The following is a 16651-nucleotide window of genomic DNA, read 5'->3' as shown; positions in this document are numbered from 1 at the left end:
GAGGCGGCCGTTCGTGAACGTTTTGGGGCGGACAAACCGGGTATGGCCCGATGAGTGGTGGCGCCTGTCCGGCATATCGAACCGGGAAGAGATCGCCCTCCGGCTCCGGGCGGATCCGCGCCCGGTTCTGGCGGCCGGTTCGCCCTCGCTGTGGGCCAACGCGCTCCGGGGGTCGGGTTGCGGGTGGTTGGTGGTGTCGTCGGCGGGGGCAGAATCGGCCCGGACGGAAGACGAGGCGGCCAACCGGATGATGGGTGAGATCTGCGCGGCGGTTTCTTCATCCCCCGATGCGGAAGTCACCGTGTGGTTCCTTACGGTTGCCCGCGCATGGGAGGAGTTTCAAATCAACGGGGCGCTCTCGGGTTTGGAATCGGCGCGGCAAGAAGGGTTGATCCGGCATGTCGGACTGCATGTCGCAGGACCGGCGGTCGGGGTGGCCGGGCTCTGGCGTTTCCACGACGCGTTCGAACTGGTGCTCTGCGGGCCGGGCCCCGACTTCGACCAAGTTGTGAGGACGGCTCGCGAACGCCGGGTCGGGGTTGTGCAAGATGGCGGTGAGCCTCGTGGGTCTGGACCCCTATTGCGGGAGGTTCATGGTGGCTGAGGTGAAACAGGCCCTGCTGATGGCGTCCTGCCTCTGCTTGGCATTTGGTGCCTTTTGGATCACCCGCGTGCGTGTGGTCGGCCGGCGGGGATTTGCGATGTCGGGGGCCTTCTTTTCCATGGCCCTACTTTGTTTTGGATACCGGGAGGAGTGGCGGGCGCCGATTCTCATCGCGGTGGCGGTTGTTGTGTTGGCCCTGCTGGCGGTTGATTTTGCCCTGCGGGCGGGCGAAAAGGTGAACGCCCAATGAGGATCGGAGTCGTCGGTGGCGGGATAGCCGGGCTCCGGTCGGCGATGCTCTTGGAACGTGCCGGCCACCAGGTCACAGTGTTTGAGGCGCGCGACCGGGTTGGCGGCCGCCTCTTGACGGTTGAGCGGGGCGATGGTTGGTATGAGGGCGGGGGAGAGTGGATCGACGCCGACCACCACCGGGTGCTTGGCCTCATGCGGGAGTTTGGGATCGCTCCGGAAAGGTCGTCCCAATGGCCAGGGTTGGTCGTGTGCAAGGGCGAATTTGCCCTAGAAGATTCGGTCTGGCCCGATGCGGCACAAGATTCTGAAGCCGTGCATTTGGAAGCTGTCCGGCTGATCGGGGAGGTCAATACCGGCAAAGACCCAGGATCCGATGGTGACTTGGGAGATTTCCTGGACCGGGTTTGCCAGTCGGAGCGGGGCCGGTGGTGGGCCGAGGCGACATCCCGGAGTGATGAGGGCGACGATACTGGCCGGATCGGGTTCCGGGGTTGGCTGCGGGGGTACGAGCATTACCTGGATCGAGAGGCAGGGGACATGAGCCTGTACCGGATCGGTGGCGGCGGCGGCCGGTTGTGCGCCTTGATGGCGCAGAGGCTCGCCGATGTGCGCACAGGATGGGAAGTATCAGGGATCGACCCCAAAACGGGAGGGGTCGATTTCTATGACCACCAACCGGAAGTCTTTGACCGGGTCGTGGTGGCTCTGCCGAGTTTGTGGGCCGAGTTCCGCGTCGGCATGGTCGAATTCACGGGAGCCCAGATGGGCCGGGCCATAAAGGTCGTCTTGGAGTTTGATCGTCCGTGGTGGAAGGAGAAGGGGTGGTCGGGCCGGATGATCTGCGATTTGCCGGTGCAGCAGACATGGGATATCGGCCGGGGCGGACTGCACGCTCTGGGTTGTTATATTTGCGGCGATGAGGCCGCAAAGTTGGGGCAGGACGCGGTTGGGGCGGCTTTGGAATCGATCGTTAAAATCCACCCCGAAGCGTCCAGAGGATTCCTCGGCGGGGCCGTCCACGATTGGCCGAATGAAAAGGGAATTGACGGAGCATTCCCCTCCATCCGGCAGGGTGAATTCGAGAAGTGGGAGCAGGGCCGCCAACCTTGGGAGAAGCTGCATTTTGCCGGTGACTGGGCATGCGATTGGATTGGTTTCATTGAAGGGGCATTGGAAAGCGCAGAGCGGGTGGCCGCGGAGATCGGCCCGGCCCCGGGATCAAGAGGATATAGACTGTCTGCGTGTTGATCGGCGCGGAAGTTTGGGGGACGGGCGAGCGCGGGTTTGCCGTCGAGGACGGCAAGTTCACCCGGGTCGGAGGCGATTCTAATGGCGGGGAATGGGAGGGGTTTGTCGCCCTTCCGGGATTCATCGACGCCCATTGCCATATATTGCCGAGCGGGCTCGACCTTTTGAAATTGGATCTTTCCGGGTGTCACAGCAGGGAGGAGGTTTTGCATGCCATCCAGGCGTGGAGGCCCAAACTTGCCGACGGGCAATGGCTGCTGGCCGTGCAATACGACCAGAACCGGTGGGGCGGCCACCTCACGTCGGCCGACTTGGATGCAGTCTGCCCCGATGTGCCGGTGATCTTGCGACACAGCAACGGCCACGCCAGCGTCGCCAACTCGGCCGCCCTGGCAGCCGCCGGAATACGCGACGACCAGCCGGATCCAGTCGGTGGGGAGTTCCTGCGTGACGAAGCAGGGAAACCGAACGGAGTGTTGTTGGAAAAAGCCCACGAAATCGTCACATCCCGCGCGCCAGAACCTGGGCTCGACGAGATGGTGGAAGCCATTTTGCGGGCCGGGGAATCGATGGCGGGGTTCGGCATCACGTCGGCGACCGACATGATGACTGGCCGCTGGGATTTGGACAAAGAGCTCCAGGCGTACCGGATCGCGAGCGAGCGGGGTTGCAAAGTGCGCCTTCGCATGTATTTGCAATGGCGGGAGGTTTTGGGCGAGCGCGCCATAAACAAAGACCGGTTGAATGGACTTATGGAAGGCATGGATCCGCAGCTGTGCCAGGTCCTTGGCCTGAAAGTTTTTGCCGATGGAGCGATCGGCAGCGCGACCGCTGCCATTTATTCAAACTTCAAAACCACAGGCCGGAACGGCAAACTGATTTATCCTGAGCCCGAACTCGCCCGGATCTTGGCCCAGATTGATGCGGAAGGGTGGCGGTGTAGCGTGCACACGATTGGGGATCGGAGCACCGATTTGGTGGTGGAGGCCTTTGAGAAGACCGCGGATCCATCTCGGCACCGCATCGAACATGCGATGATTCTCTCCGACGCCCAGATAGAAAGGATGGCGCGCTTGGGGAGCCACGTGGCGTTGCAGCCCGAGTTCTTGTACCGGTTCGGCCATGCCTACCGGGCCCAACTGCCAGATGACGTCTGGCCGGCTTTGATCCGCGTGAAGAGTTTGCGCGATGCCGGTCTTTCCCTCTCCTTCAATTCGGATCGGCCGATTGTTGTGGGCAACCCTTGGGTGGGCATCTACTCGGCGGCATGTCGGCCGAAAGGTTTCGACCCGAGCGAGGCGGTTCCCGTTTCAGAGGGGATCGGGTTTTACACGAGCGGGGGAGCCGTTGCGAACTACGACTCGGAGTGGTTGGGTTCAATGACGGAAGGGAAAGCGGCGGATTTCCAGATCTACCGGCGAGAGGATGTGGAAGGATTTGCGGCGGAGGTGGATGCCGCGCATGGTTCTTCTGATAAAGTCGTCTCATTCCCGAGTCCGATTGCCGTTTATGTGGGAGGGAGGCAAACGGTTTAGTCTGTGCCAATACAAAGGGCCCAAGCCGTGCGGGAATACCTTGGCGCGCCGGCATGTGAAGGGTATAGTTTTGAGTCCCCGATTCCGTCCGGAGCATTATGAGAGTCATTCAACCGTCTTCGAAGCGCATCGGCCGTGCGCTCGAAGTTCCCAATCTGATCGAACTTCAACTCAACAGCTATAAATGGTTTTTGGAAGAAGGCCTGCCCGAGCTTTTTTCAACATTCAGCCCGATTTGGGATTTTACACAAAGCACCTACATTGAGTTCGTTGATTTCGTATTAGGCGAACCCAAGTACGGCATGCAAGATTGCCGCGACCGCGATTTGACGTACGAAGCCCCGATCAAGGCTCGCGTCCGGTTTGGCGGCAAAGACCGCGAAGTGATTGAGTCAGAGGTTTATTTGGGCGACCTGCCGTTGATGACCGACAAGGGGACGTTCATCATCAACGGCCGGGAACGGGTCATCGTCAGCCAGCTCAGCCGGTCGCCGGGGATCTATTTCGAAGAGGACATCGACACCTCGATGCAGATGATCGCCCGGGCGCGGTGCATCCCACTGGAAGGGCCGTGGTTGGAAGTCGAAAGCGATTCCAACGGGGTTGTCAACACTCAAATCTCCCAGACGAAAAAATTGCCCATCACCCAGTTGGTCAAGGCTTTGCACGGGTTCGACCTGGGCCGGGATCGGCAGGTGCGCAAAGTCGGCGCAAGCCTGGGCAAACGGTTCAGCGAACCGTTGGCCGACCCTGATACAGGCGAAGTCATCTTTGACAAGGGGGTGGTGCTCACCCAGTCCGTTTTTGACGGTTTGACCGACGAGCAGAAAGACCTGGAGTGCCTGATGGAGAGCCCCTTGGGTTCAACGGAGGACATGTATTGGTATTTTGGCGTTGAGCACACGTTTGAAAAGCCCACCGCCGAGCAGTTGGAAGGCACACGCCCTATTGCCGAAGTCGTCGAGGGCAAAAAGCAGGTTGTAGCCGCCCTCCAGCGCATCGACCGCGACACGGCGGTGAAGATCGAGAGCCTGGGCCTGGATTCGATCAAGGTTCTCAAACTCGAGGAGTACATCGAAACGACCTTGGCCGCCGACAAGACCCAAAACACGCGGGAAGCGATTTTGGACATCTACAAGCGGATGCGCCCGGGCGAAGCGGCAAACGACGATGCGGCCAAACAGCTGGTCTTCAGCCTATTCTTCGACCGCCGCCGGTACGATTTGGGCAAGGTGGGTCGCCGGTTCCTGAACAACCGGTTGAAATTGGATGTCGAGCGGAACACGCGGAATTTGACGAGCGATGATTTGGCTCGGACGCTGATCGAAATGGAGCCGTACCTCAAGAAAGAGGCGGACCACGACGACATCGACGATCTGCGCAACAAGCGGGTTCGCAGCGTCGGGGAACTGCTGGCAAGCCAGCTCCGGCTCGGTTTTGTGCGGATGGAGAAGGTCGCCCGCGAGCGGATGACCTCGGCCGACCAGGAAAACTTGTTGCCCTCGATCATCCTTTCCGTCAAGCCGGTCAGCGCAAGCATCAAGAGCTTCTTTAGTAGCAACCAGCTTTCAACGTTCATGGATCAAACCAATCCGCTGAGTGAACTGACCAACAAGCGCCGGCTTTCCAGCCTTGGCCCGGGCGGTTTGCAGCGCAACAGCGCCAAGTTGGAAGTCCGCGATGTCCACCGGAGCCACTACGGACGCATTTGCCCGATTGAAACCCCGGAAGGTCCGAACATCGGGCTGATCAGCCAGTTGACGACCCACGGGCGCATCGACGAATTCGGGTTCATCAGCACGCCATACCGGAAAGTCGTGGATGGGCGGGTGACTGACGAAGTCGTTTACCTAACGGCCCAGGAAGACTTCCACTTGCGAATCGCCCCGGCCGACACCGCCCTGGACGAGAATGGCCAAATCCTGGGCGACCGGGTTGTTGTGCGGTGCCCGGGTGGAGACAAGCAGTTCGGCGGCGCGAGCTACCCCAGCGTCCCCCCGACCAGCGTCGACCTGATGGACGTGAGCCCGGTGCAGATCATCTCGGTGGCCACCAGCTTGATCCCGTTCCTGGAGAACGACGACGCAAACCGCGCCCTGATGGGTGCGAACATGCAACGCCAAGCGGTGCCGACTTTGCGCAGCGACGCCCCGATCGTCGGAACCGGCCATGAAAAGCGGGCCGCAATCGACAGCGGCGCCAGCGTGATCGCCCGCCGCTCCGGTGTCGTGACCGGGGTCACAAGCAAGCTCATCACGATCCAAACGCCCGAAGGCGAAACCGACCGTTATGAGTTGCTCCACATGTTCCAGAGCAACAAATCGACCTGTTTCACCCACCGGCCCATCGTGTTCCCGGGTCAAACGGTGCTCAAAGGCGACGCCCTGGCCGACGGGGCCAACACCGACCAAGGACGGCTGGCCTTGGGCAAAAACCTCATTGTCGCCTTCATGCCTTGGGGCGGCTACAACTACGAAGACGCCATCCTCTTGAGCGAGCGCTTGGTGAAGGACGACATCTACACGTCCATCCACATCGAGCGGCATGAATCAGAGGCCGTGGACACCAAACTCGGGCCGGAGGAAATCACCCGCGACATCCCGAATGTCGGCGAGGACGCCTTGCGCGACCTCGACGAGAACGGGATCATCCGGATCGGTGCCGAAGTCCGACCAGAAGACCTCTTGGTTGGCAAGGTTGCCCCTAAAGGCCAAACCGAGATGACGGCCGAAGAGCGGCTGATTATCGCGATCTTTGGTAAAAAAGCTGAAGAGACCCGCGACGTCTCACTGACCTTGCCCCACGGTGAGAAAGGCACCGTTATCGACGTCAAGGTTTTCAGCCGGTTCAAATATCTGAGCCCGACCATCAACTACGTCTACAAGGAGAGCAAGAAGCGCGACCGGCTGGTTTGTGACCGGACGGAAGAACCGCTGCTGCAAATCCCTGGCGACGAATTGCCGGCAGGGACAAACATGACCGTCCAGGTCTATGTTGCCCAAAAGCGCAAGATCATGGTCGGCGACAAAATGGCCGGTCGCCACGGCAACAAAGGTGTCATTTCGCGCATCCTCCCGGTTGAAGACATGCCGATGCTCGCCGACGGTTCGCCGGTGGACATCATCCTCAACCCGCTTGGGGTTCCCAGCCGCATGAACATCGGGCAGATTTTGGAAACCCACCTCGGTTATGTTGGCTACCACCTGGACACCCGGTATGAGTGCCCGGCGTTCGAAGGGGCCACCGAACACGAGATCCTGGAAGAGATGAAGCGGTTGGCCGAGCACCTGCGCACGAAGTCGTTGCGCGCTTATGTCAACGGCGAACTCCTTTTGGGGATCAAGTTTGCCGACGATGCCGGCTTGGAAGAAATGACCGCGCTCGTGGAAGCCAAACTCCGGTCCCTCGACCAGGAAAGTTTGGAGCGGGTCAGCCGCATCGTGGCCGCCCCATCCACCAAATCGGTTGATGAGCTTTTGGCGGTTGATGCCGAGAATTTTGAACCCGAAGAAGTCATCGAAGTTCCGGGCAAACCGTTCAAAGCCGATGACAAGGTCTACCAAGGGATTTTGGAGAACATCCAAAAGAATGTGTTCCGGCGCGCCGGTTTGGATCCCAAATCGTGCAAGTCCATCGTCCGCGACGGCCTGACCGGCGACGAGCTCCCGAACCCAATCACGGTCGGGTGCATCTATATGCTCAAACTGGAGCACTTGGCGGACGAAAAAATCCACGCCCGTTCCATCGGCCCGTACTCGCTGGTCACCCAGCAGCCGCTTGGGGGTAAAGCCCAATTCGGTGGTCAACGGTTTGGGGAAATGGAAGTCTGGGCTTTGGAAGCCTACGGAGCGGCCTACACCCTGCAAGAACTGCTCACCATCAAGTCGGACGACGTGATGGGCCGGGTCAAGGCATACGAGCTGATCGTGAAAGGCGAAACGATCCAAGAACCGGGCATCCCCGAATCGTTCAAGATCCTCGTGAACGAACTGCGCTCCTTGTGTCTCAAGGTCGCAGTTGAGGATAAGAACAACAAGGAACTCTCGCTCAAGGATCTGGACGAACTCACCGGCAACGACGACGTGCGGCTGGCCCGCTCCGTCGGGTTCTTCAACTAGGGGGTTCCGGAACCAATTGTGGGCCGACCTGTTACGGGTCGGCCCACTTTATTTGTCGACCGGCGATGCCGAAAAACCGGGCTCAGGCCCCGGGGGACATTGTGGGCTGGCCGACGAGGGACCGCCGCCATTCCCGGATGCCCACAAACGCCATCACCGTGAAAATCGAATACAAAACCGCCGTCGGATACCAGCCCCGGTAAATAAAAACGGGGATGATGACGATGTTGGCGAAGATCCAGAAGAACCACGATTGGAATACCTTGCGGTTGGTCAAATACTGCGCCGTCAAGCTGAGGGCGGTGGTGGTGGCATCCCAATACACGTAGGCTCCGTGGACTTCTGTCAGCAGGCAGATCAACAGAGGAATAACGATGGCCAGGGTGATGCCGATGACCACCCAATGGTGCTTCTTCAAAAGCGTGACGGGCAATTCGTCGGCGGTCGTGCCCCGGCTCCATTTGATCCAGCCGTCGACCAGGTAGCCCGCGCTGATGAGCATCGTGGTTGCCTCGCCAAAGTGCCGCATTTGAAAGAAGTACCACCCATAGCCGACCGCCCAGATCAAACCGACGGGATAGTTCCAAGTAGATTCGACGACCATCAAGTAGACGCCGACCACTCCGGTGACAAACCCAATTAGTTCGACTTGCGAGTAAAGATCCTGCGGAAACCAGAGAATCGGCTTCCCGGTTGCCAGGTTGGGGATGCCTTGGGCGAGGATGCAGACCAGGGTGGCGAGAGCGGCCAACCCTAGCGAAATCCACATCTGCCGCGCCGTCATCGGATGCAGTTTTACCCAGATGCGGATAGTGTTGGGTCCAGGGCCGCCCTGGGCCGGGGAATCAACTGCCGTGTCCAATATTCGGTTGACACAGGGCGGTGGCAACAGGGCAAAGTCTGGCGATGCGATGCGAAAGTGTGTTGGATGCGATCGGCGGGACGCCGCATATCCGGTTAAACCGGATGTTTGGGTCAGACCATCAGATCTGGATCAAATTGGAGTCGGCAAATCCGGGCGGGAGTCTGAAAGACCGAGCCGCCCTTGCGATGGTCGAGGCCGCCGAAGAGCGCGGCGACCTACAGCCGGGCGGGACGGTTATTGTGCCCAGCAGCGGCAATGCGGCCATTGGTTTGGCGCTGGTCTGTGCCGTGAAGGGTTATCGGCTGATTGTGGCAATGCCGGTTTCGATGAGCCTGGAGCGCCGCCGCGCCTTGTGGTCTTATGGAGCGGAGATCGTTTTGACTTCTCATGAAGGCTGGTTGGGGGAAGCGGTCCATCGGGCGTCGGAGTTGGCGGCGGAAATCCCTGGTGCGTGGTTGGCCCAACAGTTCGACGACCCAGCGAACTTGTTGGCGCACAGCGATTCGACCGCCATGGAGATTTTGGGGGATTTTCCGGAAGGGCTCGATGTGATGGTGGCTGGGGTCGGTACGGGCGGCCATTGTTGCGGAACCGCCCTCGCGCTCAAGGAGACGTGGCCCAATCTCGAGGTTATCGCGGTTGAGCCATCGGTCTCGCCCGTTTTGACCGGCGGCCCGGCAAACCCGCACCGGATTTTGGGGATCGGGGCTGGGTTTGTCCCTTCTGTCTACGATCCGTCGGCAGTGAACCGAGTTGTTTCAGTTGATGAGGAAGACGCCTATGAGATGACCCGCCGTTGCGCCCGGGAGGAGGGGATTTGGGCGGGCGTATCGACGGGGGCGAATCTGGCCGCCATCTCTCAGTTGCTTCCGGAGTTGGAAGGGAAGCGGGTTTTGACGTTCAACTACGATACGGGCGAGCGGTATTTGAGCGTAGAAGGACTGTTCCCGGACAGAGTTCCTTAAGGTGTCCACTTACAACGGAAGTCGGATGCTGGATTCAAACCGGGACTTTTGGGCAATCTGTAATTTTTTGTCCAAAGATGCCCCGGGGCGGTACTGGGTTCCTTGCTATACTTGTAGATCGCTCTGAACCCAACCGACGCGTCCGCCCTTTTGTTCTAGACCCCAAAAAGGCAGTGGGACGTGCGGTTTTTTGGCGTTAAGGCGAACCACCGAAGCCCATGGCAGATACCAACCTGTTCGACAAGATCCGTATCGGCATCGCCTCCCCGGAAGACATCCGAAGCTGGTCCCACGGAGAAGTCAAGAAACCGGAAACCATCAACTACCGCACATTCAAACCGGAACGGGACGGCTTGTTCTGCGAAAAGATTTTCGGCCCCGTCAAGGATTACGAGTGTGCTTGCGGCCGGTACAAGAAAATCAAGTACAAGGGCATCATCTGCGAACGCTGCGGGGTTGAAGTCACCCGGAGCAAGGTGCGCCGCGAGCGCATGGGCCACGTCGAGTTGGCCGCCCCGGTTTGCCACATTTGGTATTTGAAGGGTGTGCCCAGCCCCCTTGCCCTGATCTTGGATGTCAGCCCTCGGCAGCTGGAAAAAGTGATCTACTTCGCCAGCTTCATCATCATTGACCTGGAACAAGAGAAGATCAACGAGCTGTTGCCGACCATCCTCGACAACGTCGAAAAGGAAAAGATCGCCATCCAAGATCAGATGCGCGATTTGGAAATGGAATCGCTGGAGCGCTTGGCCACCGAGATGGCCAACAATCCGGACGAATATTTTGACGAGAGCTATGTCAAGGACCGGATTAAGGCGAACTACGACCGGATCCGCGCCGAATACCGGGATGCCGACGAGCGGTTGAAAGACCTGGACATCGCGGCTTCACTTTTGGGCCAACTCGAGGTTTACCAACTTATCGAAGAGGACAAGTGGCGGGCAATCAGCAAGATGCTTGATTCCGTCGGCCGGAGGATGAAGCGCGACTTGAGCGAGCTTGTCCGGGCCAACATCGGGGCAGATGCTTGCAAAGAGCTGCTGCGCCGGGTTGATGTTGAACAGCAGATCAAGGATCTCCGTCGCGAAGTCCGGGAAACCACAAGCGCCCGCCGCCTTCGGGCCATCAAACGGCTTGAACTCGCCGAAGCGCTGGCCAGCAGCCGATCCCGTTGCGATTGGATGGTGCTGGAAGTTGTCCCGGTAATTTCCCCTGAACTGCGGCCGATGGTCCAGTTGGATGGAGGCCGTTTTGCCACCAGCGACCTCAACGATTTGTACCGGCGGATCATCAACCGCAACAACCGGCTCAAGCGGATCATCGAGATCCAGGCACCCGAGTCGATTATCAACCACGAAAAGCGGCTCTTGCAAGAATCAGTCGATGCGTTGATCGACAACGGCCGGCGCTCCCGGCCCGTCGTTGGATCCAACCAACGCCCGCTCAAATCGTTGAGCGACATGCTAAAAGGGAAGGAAGGGCGGTTCCGGAAGAACCTGCTCGGAAAGCGCGTCGACTACTCTGGCCGCTCGGTTATCGTCGTCGGGCCTCACCTAAAACTGCACCAATGCGGGCTTCCTAAGGAAATGGCCCTTGAACTGTTCAAACCGTTCGTGATGAAGGTTCTGGTAGAGCGCAAGGTCACCCAGAACATCAAAACGGCCAAACGGATGATCGAAAGAATGCATCCAGCGGTTTGGGACGGTTTGGAAGACGTGATCAAAGAGCATCCGGTGCTGCTCAACCGCGCCCCGACGCTCCACCGGCTCGGGATCCAAGCGTTTGAGCCGATTTTGGTTGAAGGCAAAGCGATTCAGTTGCACCCCCTTGTTTGCCATGCTTACAACGCCGACTTTGACGGCGACCAAATGGCCGTGCACGTTCCGTTGAGCCTGCAAGCCCAAGCCGAGGCGCGGGTTTTGATGCTGAGCACGCAAAACCTGTTCTCACCGGCGGACGGCAAACCGGTCATGACGCCGGTTCAAGACCCGGTCCTCGGACTCTATGCTCTCACGTTCACCAACAAGCGCATGGCCGAAGAGTTTCACGCGCAAATGGCAGCGCATGAAAAGGATCCGGAAAACAACCCGGCACCGCCAGTTTACGGGTCACCGGAAGAGATCCAGTACCTGTTGAACGCCCCCGGGACTCACCAAGGTGCTGTCCACCTCAACGGATTGGTGCGCGTGCGGTTGCACATCCCGGTTTTCAGCCCGGATTCCGAGATTGATTACCGCGATCCGTCCACTGGCCAAGAGTACAAGTTCGTCACATCGGAAAACGAATTGGGCGAAGAAGTGCGGACGCTGGAACCGCTGGAGCAGAAGTTCGAATCGCGGATTGTGGTGACCACTCCCGGCCGCCTGATCTTCAACCAAGTGCTGCCGTACCCTCTGAGGTACAGCGAGAAGTACCTGAGCGAGGAAATGGGCAAGCGGGCAATCCCGACGTCCATCGTCAGCGTTTACAACTCGGTCGGGGCCGAAGCCACCATCCGGTTCTTGGATGACATCAAGGCGCTCGGGTTCTGGAATGCGACCAAGTACGGCATCTCCATTGCCCTCACGGACATGGACCCGCCCAAACGCCGCGAGGAAATGCTGGACGAAGCCGACACCAAGGCCAACAAAGTCCTTGAAAACTACCGGCGCGGCCTGATCTCATTCCGTGAGATGCAAGAAAACCTTATCCGGCTTTGGACGGGCACCTACGACGAGATCGGAAACGCCATTGTTGCGAACATGCACCAAGAAAACCCGCTTTCCATCATCACGGTCAGCGGGGCGCGGGGTTCCATTAAGCAGCTCGCCCAGCTATCTGGGATGCGCGGGTTGATGTTCAACCAGTTCAACGAGGTTATCTACGAGCTCCCGGTCAAAAACTCGTTCCAAAAGGGCCTCTCGATGTTGGAATTCTTCGTCACGACCCACGGGGCCCGAAAAGGTTTGGCCGACACCGCTCTGCGGACGGCGGACGCGGGTTACCTCACGCGGCGGTTGGTCGACGTTGCCCAAGACGTCATCATCCGGACCGACGATTGCGAGACGATGGACGGCATCTTGGCCTTCCGTTTGACCGTGGATGGCAAAGTCCTTGAAACCATGGGAGAGCGCGCCTTTGGGCGCATGAGCCAATCCGACATCGACGACCCTGCCACCGGGGAGCGCATCATGTCGGTGGGCGAACTCATCACGCATTCCATTGAGGGCCGGTTGGCCAAAGTCGAGGCTACCTACTACGATGAGATCGAAGGCCTGGACGAATCGGCCCGGGAGAAGATTGATGCCAAGTACATTTCCGCCGGGTTCGAATTCGATGAGCACGGCCGATTGGGGGCCAAGGTTCGCTCGCCGATCACCTGCGCCATGGATGTCGGAATGTGCGCCAAGTGCTATGGCGTGGATCTTTCCACCAAAAAGGTTGTCGAAACCGGGGTTGCCGTCGGGATCATTGCCGCGCAATCGATCGGCGAACCGGGGACGCAGCTCACCATGCGGACGTTCCACACGGGTGGGGTTGCGGGATCCAAGTCGATCGCTATCACCAGCCAGTACAAGACCGGAAAGTTCATCCGCCAGTTCCAAGAAGACTTCCAATCCGCGACGCAGACCAGCGCCAAGGAATTCGACCCCACCAAACTTTTGGAGAGCCAAGAAGACACCATCAAGGGCCTTTTTGCCGACCCCAAGAACTTTGTGAGCATCGTCGACGGGAAGAAGACGGAGAAAACCAGCAAGAAAGCCCAGGAAAAGATGGAAGGCGACAGCCGGAAGCTTTGGGAACGCAGCCGGAAGACGTTCTTCTATTCTTGGACTGGGGAATCCAGCGGGATCGTCCGGGTCGAGGAAATCTTCGAGGCCCGGAAGCAACCGCGGGGCAAGGCGATCATCTGCCCGGTCTCCGGCGTGGTGAAAGAGATCCAGCGGTCGAGCTTTGGCCGGTGGGTGGTTGTGTCGGCCCGGGTCGATGCCGTGCCGCTCAAAGATGCCTACATCAGCGACGACCAGGATTGGGGCGACAAAGTCCCCGCCCCGGTGGAACGCTTGATCGGCCAAAAGCTGAGCACCCAAGCCGTGCACACCTTGCGCAAGCACGAAGTCGGGCAGGTCAATGTCCTGTTCCCGGTTCTCGTCCCGCCTCTGGGGAACCTGCCGGTGGACAAAGGGCAGCGGATCATCAAAGGTGACCCGCTGACGGAAGGGCCTCTGGATCCCCACGAGGTGTTGGAACTCGCCGGCCCCAAAGCCGTCCACGAATACTTCATCGAGAACTTGCAAAGCGTTTACAAGGATCAGGGTGTCGACATCAACGACAAACACCTGGAAGTCATTGTCCGGCAAATGCTCCGCAAGCGGCAGATCAAGGATCCGGGGAACACACCGTTCCTGCCGGGCCAAATCGTCGACCGCAACCGGTTCAACCGCGAAAACGAGCGGGTGCGCCAACGGATCGCCGAAGGCAAAAAGATCAAGGAAGTGAATCCGGAAACCGGGGAAGAGTTCGAGCGCGACCCGCGTGAGGCAACCGCGAACTGGATCCTGCTTGGAATCACCGAGGCGTCGCTGGCCACCGAAAGCTACCTTTCGGCGGCGTCGTTCCAAAAAACGACTCGAGTTCTGACAGAAGCCGCAGTCCGGGGCAAAAACGACCCGCTGCTTGGGCTCAAGGAAAACGTCATCATCGGCCGGCTGATTCCGGCGGGGACGGGCGTGAAAGCGCACCGCGAACTCGCTGTGGACGTCGACCGCTCGCAGCCGAGTTGGGCGCAACAGTCCCTCACCGCCTTGGTCGAAGCCGAGGAAGGGGAACTGGCCAACGACGGCGACGTGTTCGGCGGCATGAGCCTGGCCGACCTGGCCGCTCAAGACGACGAACCGGCAACGCTGGACGAGGAGTAAGCTCCGACCCAGCAAAAGGCTGGCCCCGCCAATCTTGGCGGGGCCAGCCTTTTTTTTCGTTGGGTGGCTGCGGCATGAGACGTCAAATGCTGGCGGCTCTCCTGCGCGTATTGCCGCTCTCGAATGCCGGTGCCTTTTAGCAACCCGTGTCGCAGATTATTTGATTGCAGACTCGATCGCATCCGAGATGAGCTTGTTGCTGGTCACCGCGCGGACGGCCCATTCGTTCTCTTGCACGCGGATGATGACAACCTGGACTTCGGCCGAGACGCTGCCCGATTTGGCCATCATCGGCCCCTCCAGCCTCTCGTTCTGCTTGAGCATGTTGGCGGCCGTGACCGTTTCTTTAATGAAGGCGTCGTCCCATTTGTGGTGGGCGTCGAAAGTGCCGATGATCCGTAGGGTTTTCCCGAGATTAGCCATGGGAACCGATTTTTCTGCCAAAAAGCTGTTTGATTTATCGAGCCGGGTGGAAGGGCTTTCTTGAGTTTGCGCCGGGGATTGTTGAGCCGGTTGCCCGGGGTCATCTGCGGGCCTCACCGAACACCCCGCAAGTGCCAAAACGGCGAAAACAAAAAACCAGCCGGGTTTCACACTCCCTGGTTTACCCGTGGCGCAGAAAAGTTGCCGGGATTTTGCACCGGGCCGCGATTGGGCACGGATTCCGCAGGAAGGGAAATGAAGACGTCGGGAACCTGCAATCATCCACCCAGACGCTCTTCCAATTTCCCCCGATCTGGGGGATTGCGTGACATGAAATAGGCCGCAATTTGCCCTGCGGCCTTTTCTTTGGTTCGATCGGGCGGAGCCCGCGCGGGGATGTCACGCCCGCTTTGCGCATTACCCGGGTTTTCAATTCTCGCCCGGGGCGGGGCTCAATCCAACCTTGGGATCAATTTGCGGCCGTTGGAGTTCAAAAATCTCCGGTCCCGCCAGGTCGAGGTATCCGGCGCCCCCCAACCTGGCAAGCAGCGATGCGTTGGCATCGAATGACTCGGCCACATGGACGGCCAAAATCTCCCCGACGATATACCGCGAAGCCCCGGGGCCCTCCCCATGTTCGATCGTTGTGAAAAGGCGGCACTCCATCTGGACGGGCGATTCGGCAACGCGGGCGGGTTTGACCAATGTCGATGGGATTGCCGAGAACCCGCTGATCGGCCACTCATCGATTTCGCCCGGAAAGCTGGGGGCGGTGCGGTTCATGCCGTCGGCCATGGCGCGGGTGACCAGATTGACGACAAACTCACCGGTTGCGGCAATGTTCGCGTAGGTATCTTTGGGTTCGCCCTTGGGGCCCAGCACGGTGCAGATAGTCAACGATGGCGGGTTGGCTCCGCCGATGTTGAAATAGCTGAATGGGGCCAGGTTTTGGATCCCATCGGCCGAAAGGGTGCTGACGAAGGCGATCGGCCTGGGCACAACCGAACCCGACATGATGTCATAGACCCGGTTTGTGGGTTCATTTGCCAAGATGAACGATTTCATGCTTCGCCCAGGTTGTCTCGGAAGAAGGCAAGCATTTTGCCCCAACTATCCTCGGCGGCCTCATGGTTATAGACGGCGGGGCGGTCGCTGTTGAAAAATGCGTGGCAGGTGCCGGGATAGGTGTGGAATTCGTGGTCGATACCCACTTCTTTCAGGGAGCGGTCGAGTGCGGCGACTGCTTCGGCCCCAGCGTAATCGTCATGTTCGGCAAAGAAGCCGAGGACGGGGCATTGGAAGTTGCCGAAGTCGGGATGGACGTTGGGGTGGATGCCGTAGTAATCCACGCAGGCCCCGATCTGCGCTGAAATGCCAGCCGCAAAAAGGGCGAGCTTCCCGCCCATGCAGAATCCGACAACACCGACCTTTTCCCCGAGTGTCATGGGATCGGCGGCAAGCCGTTCGGCGGCAGCCCGGATCACTTCGGCGGCTTCAGGCACCTTGAGGGCCATCATGAGTGACCCCGCTTCGTCTGGCTCTGCCGTGGTCTGGCCACCATAGAAATCGGGGGCCAATGCATTGAACCCGGCGGCGGCAAACCGGTCCGCCACTGCCGTGATGTGCCCCACCAAGCCCCACCACTCTTGGATGACGATGACGCCGGGGCCAGACTTGTCCGGTGAGGCGAGGTACCCCTGGATGGGGGTGTCTCCGTGGCTGAGCGTGATCATGGTTCCCATG

Annotated in this window: 11 protein-coding genes; 7 read left to right on the top strand and 4 right to left on the bottom strand. The window is 59.4% G+C overall.

The features are described from left to right. Window positions 1-13 precede the first annotated feature (13 nt). The 5 genes from JNM28_02845 to rpoB all read left to right on the top strand — a co-directional run bounded on the left by JNM28_02845 (window position 14) and on the right by rpoB (window position 7757). Window positions 14-604: a hypothetical protein gene (locus tag JNM28_02845; protein ID MBL8067362.1), complete on the top strand. Its 591-nt coding sequence runs from the start codon at window positions 14-16 to the stop codon at window positions 602-604. 1 nt (window position 605) lies between these two features. Then, complete coding sequence (locus JNM28_02840; GenBank protein ID MBL8067361.1) at window positions 606-854, top strand: hypothetical protein; 249 nt, start codon at window positions 606-608, stop codon at window positions 852-854. Continuing rightward, window positions 851-2104, top strand: coding sequence for an FAD-dependent oxidoreductase (locus JNM28_02835; protein MBL8067360.1), 1254 nt, complete (start codon window positions 851-853; stop codon window positions 2102-2104). Before JNM28_02840 ends, JNM28_02835 begins: the two co-directional genes overlap by 4 nt. Beyond that, window positions 2098-3639: an amidohydrolase gene (locus JNM28_02830; GenBank protein MBL8067359.1), complete on the top strand. Its 1542-nt coding sequence runs from the start codon at window positions 2098-2100 to the stop codon at window positions 3637-3639. The genes JNM28_02835 and JNM28_02830 overlap by 7 nt, the downstream gene beginning before the upstream one ends. Before the next feature lie 98 nt (window positions 3640-3737). Next, entirely contained in the window at window positions 3738-7757 is a 4020-nt protein-coding gene (gene rpoB, locus JNM28_02825; GenBank protein MBL8067358.1) for a DNA-directed RNA polymerase subunit beta, read from the top strand. A gap of 82 nt (window positions 7758-7839) precedes the next feature. Here the strand turns inward: rpoB and JNM28_02820 are convergent, their stop codons facing one another. Next, on the bottom strand, window positions 7840-8541 hold the full coding sequence (locus JNM28_02820) for a nicotinamide mononucleotide transporter (GenBank protein ID MBL8067357.1): 702 nt from the start codon (window positions 8539-8541) through the stop codon (window positions 7840-7842). Window positions 8542-8663: 122 nt separating this feature from the next. Between JNM28_02820 and JNM28_02815 the strand changes: the two genes are divergently transcribed. Then, the gene (locus JNM28_02815; protein ID MBL8067356.1) at window positions 8664-9587 is read left to right on the top strand and encodes a cysteine synthase family protein; all 924 of its coding nucleotides are present in this window, start codon (window positions 8664-8666) and stop codon (window positions 9585-9587) included. A 218-nt stretch (window positions 9588-9805) separates the two neighbouring features. Continuing rightward, window positions 9806-14485 (top strand): DNA-directed RNA polymerase subunit beta', encoded by a 4680-nt coding sequence (gene rpoC / locus JNM28_02810; GenBank protein ID MBL8067355.1) that lies wholly within the window; start codon window positions 9806-9808, stop codon window positions 14483-14485. Window positions 14486-14641: 156 nt separating this feature from the next. Here rpoC and JNM28_02805 read toward each other — a convergent pair whose 3' ends face one another. From JNM28_02805 to JNM28_02795, 3 genes are all read right to left on the bottom strand, one after another. Further along, on the bottom strand, window positions 14642-15079 hold the full coding sequence (locus JNM28_02805; GenBank protein MBL8067354.1) for a hypothetical protein: 438 nt from the start codon (window positions 15077-15079) through the stop codon (window positions 14642-14644). Between the two features lie 258 nt (window positions 15080-15337). After that, entirely contained in the window at window positions 15338-15973 is a 636-nt protein-coding gene (locus JNM28_02800; protein MBL8067353.1) for a flavin reductase family protein, read from the bottom strand. Then, window positions 15970-16650, bottom strand: a complete 681-nt coding sequence (locus JNM28_02795; GenBank protein MBL8067352.1) for a dienelactone hydrolase family protein — start codon at window positions 16648-16650, stop codon at window positions 15970-15972. Before JNM28_02795 ends, JNM28_02800 begins: the two co-directional genes overlap by 4 nt. Window position 16651 lies beyond the last annotated feature (1 nt).

The organism is Armatimonadota bacterium (assembly GCA_016789105.1).
Classification (GTDB): domain Bacteria; phylum Armatimonadota; class Fimbriimonadia; order Fimbriimonadales; family Fimbriimonadaceae; genus UphvI-Ar2.
This window is presented reverse-complemented; position numbering and strand designations above follow the sequence as displayed.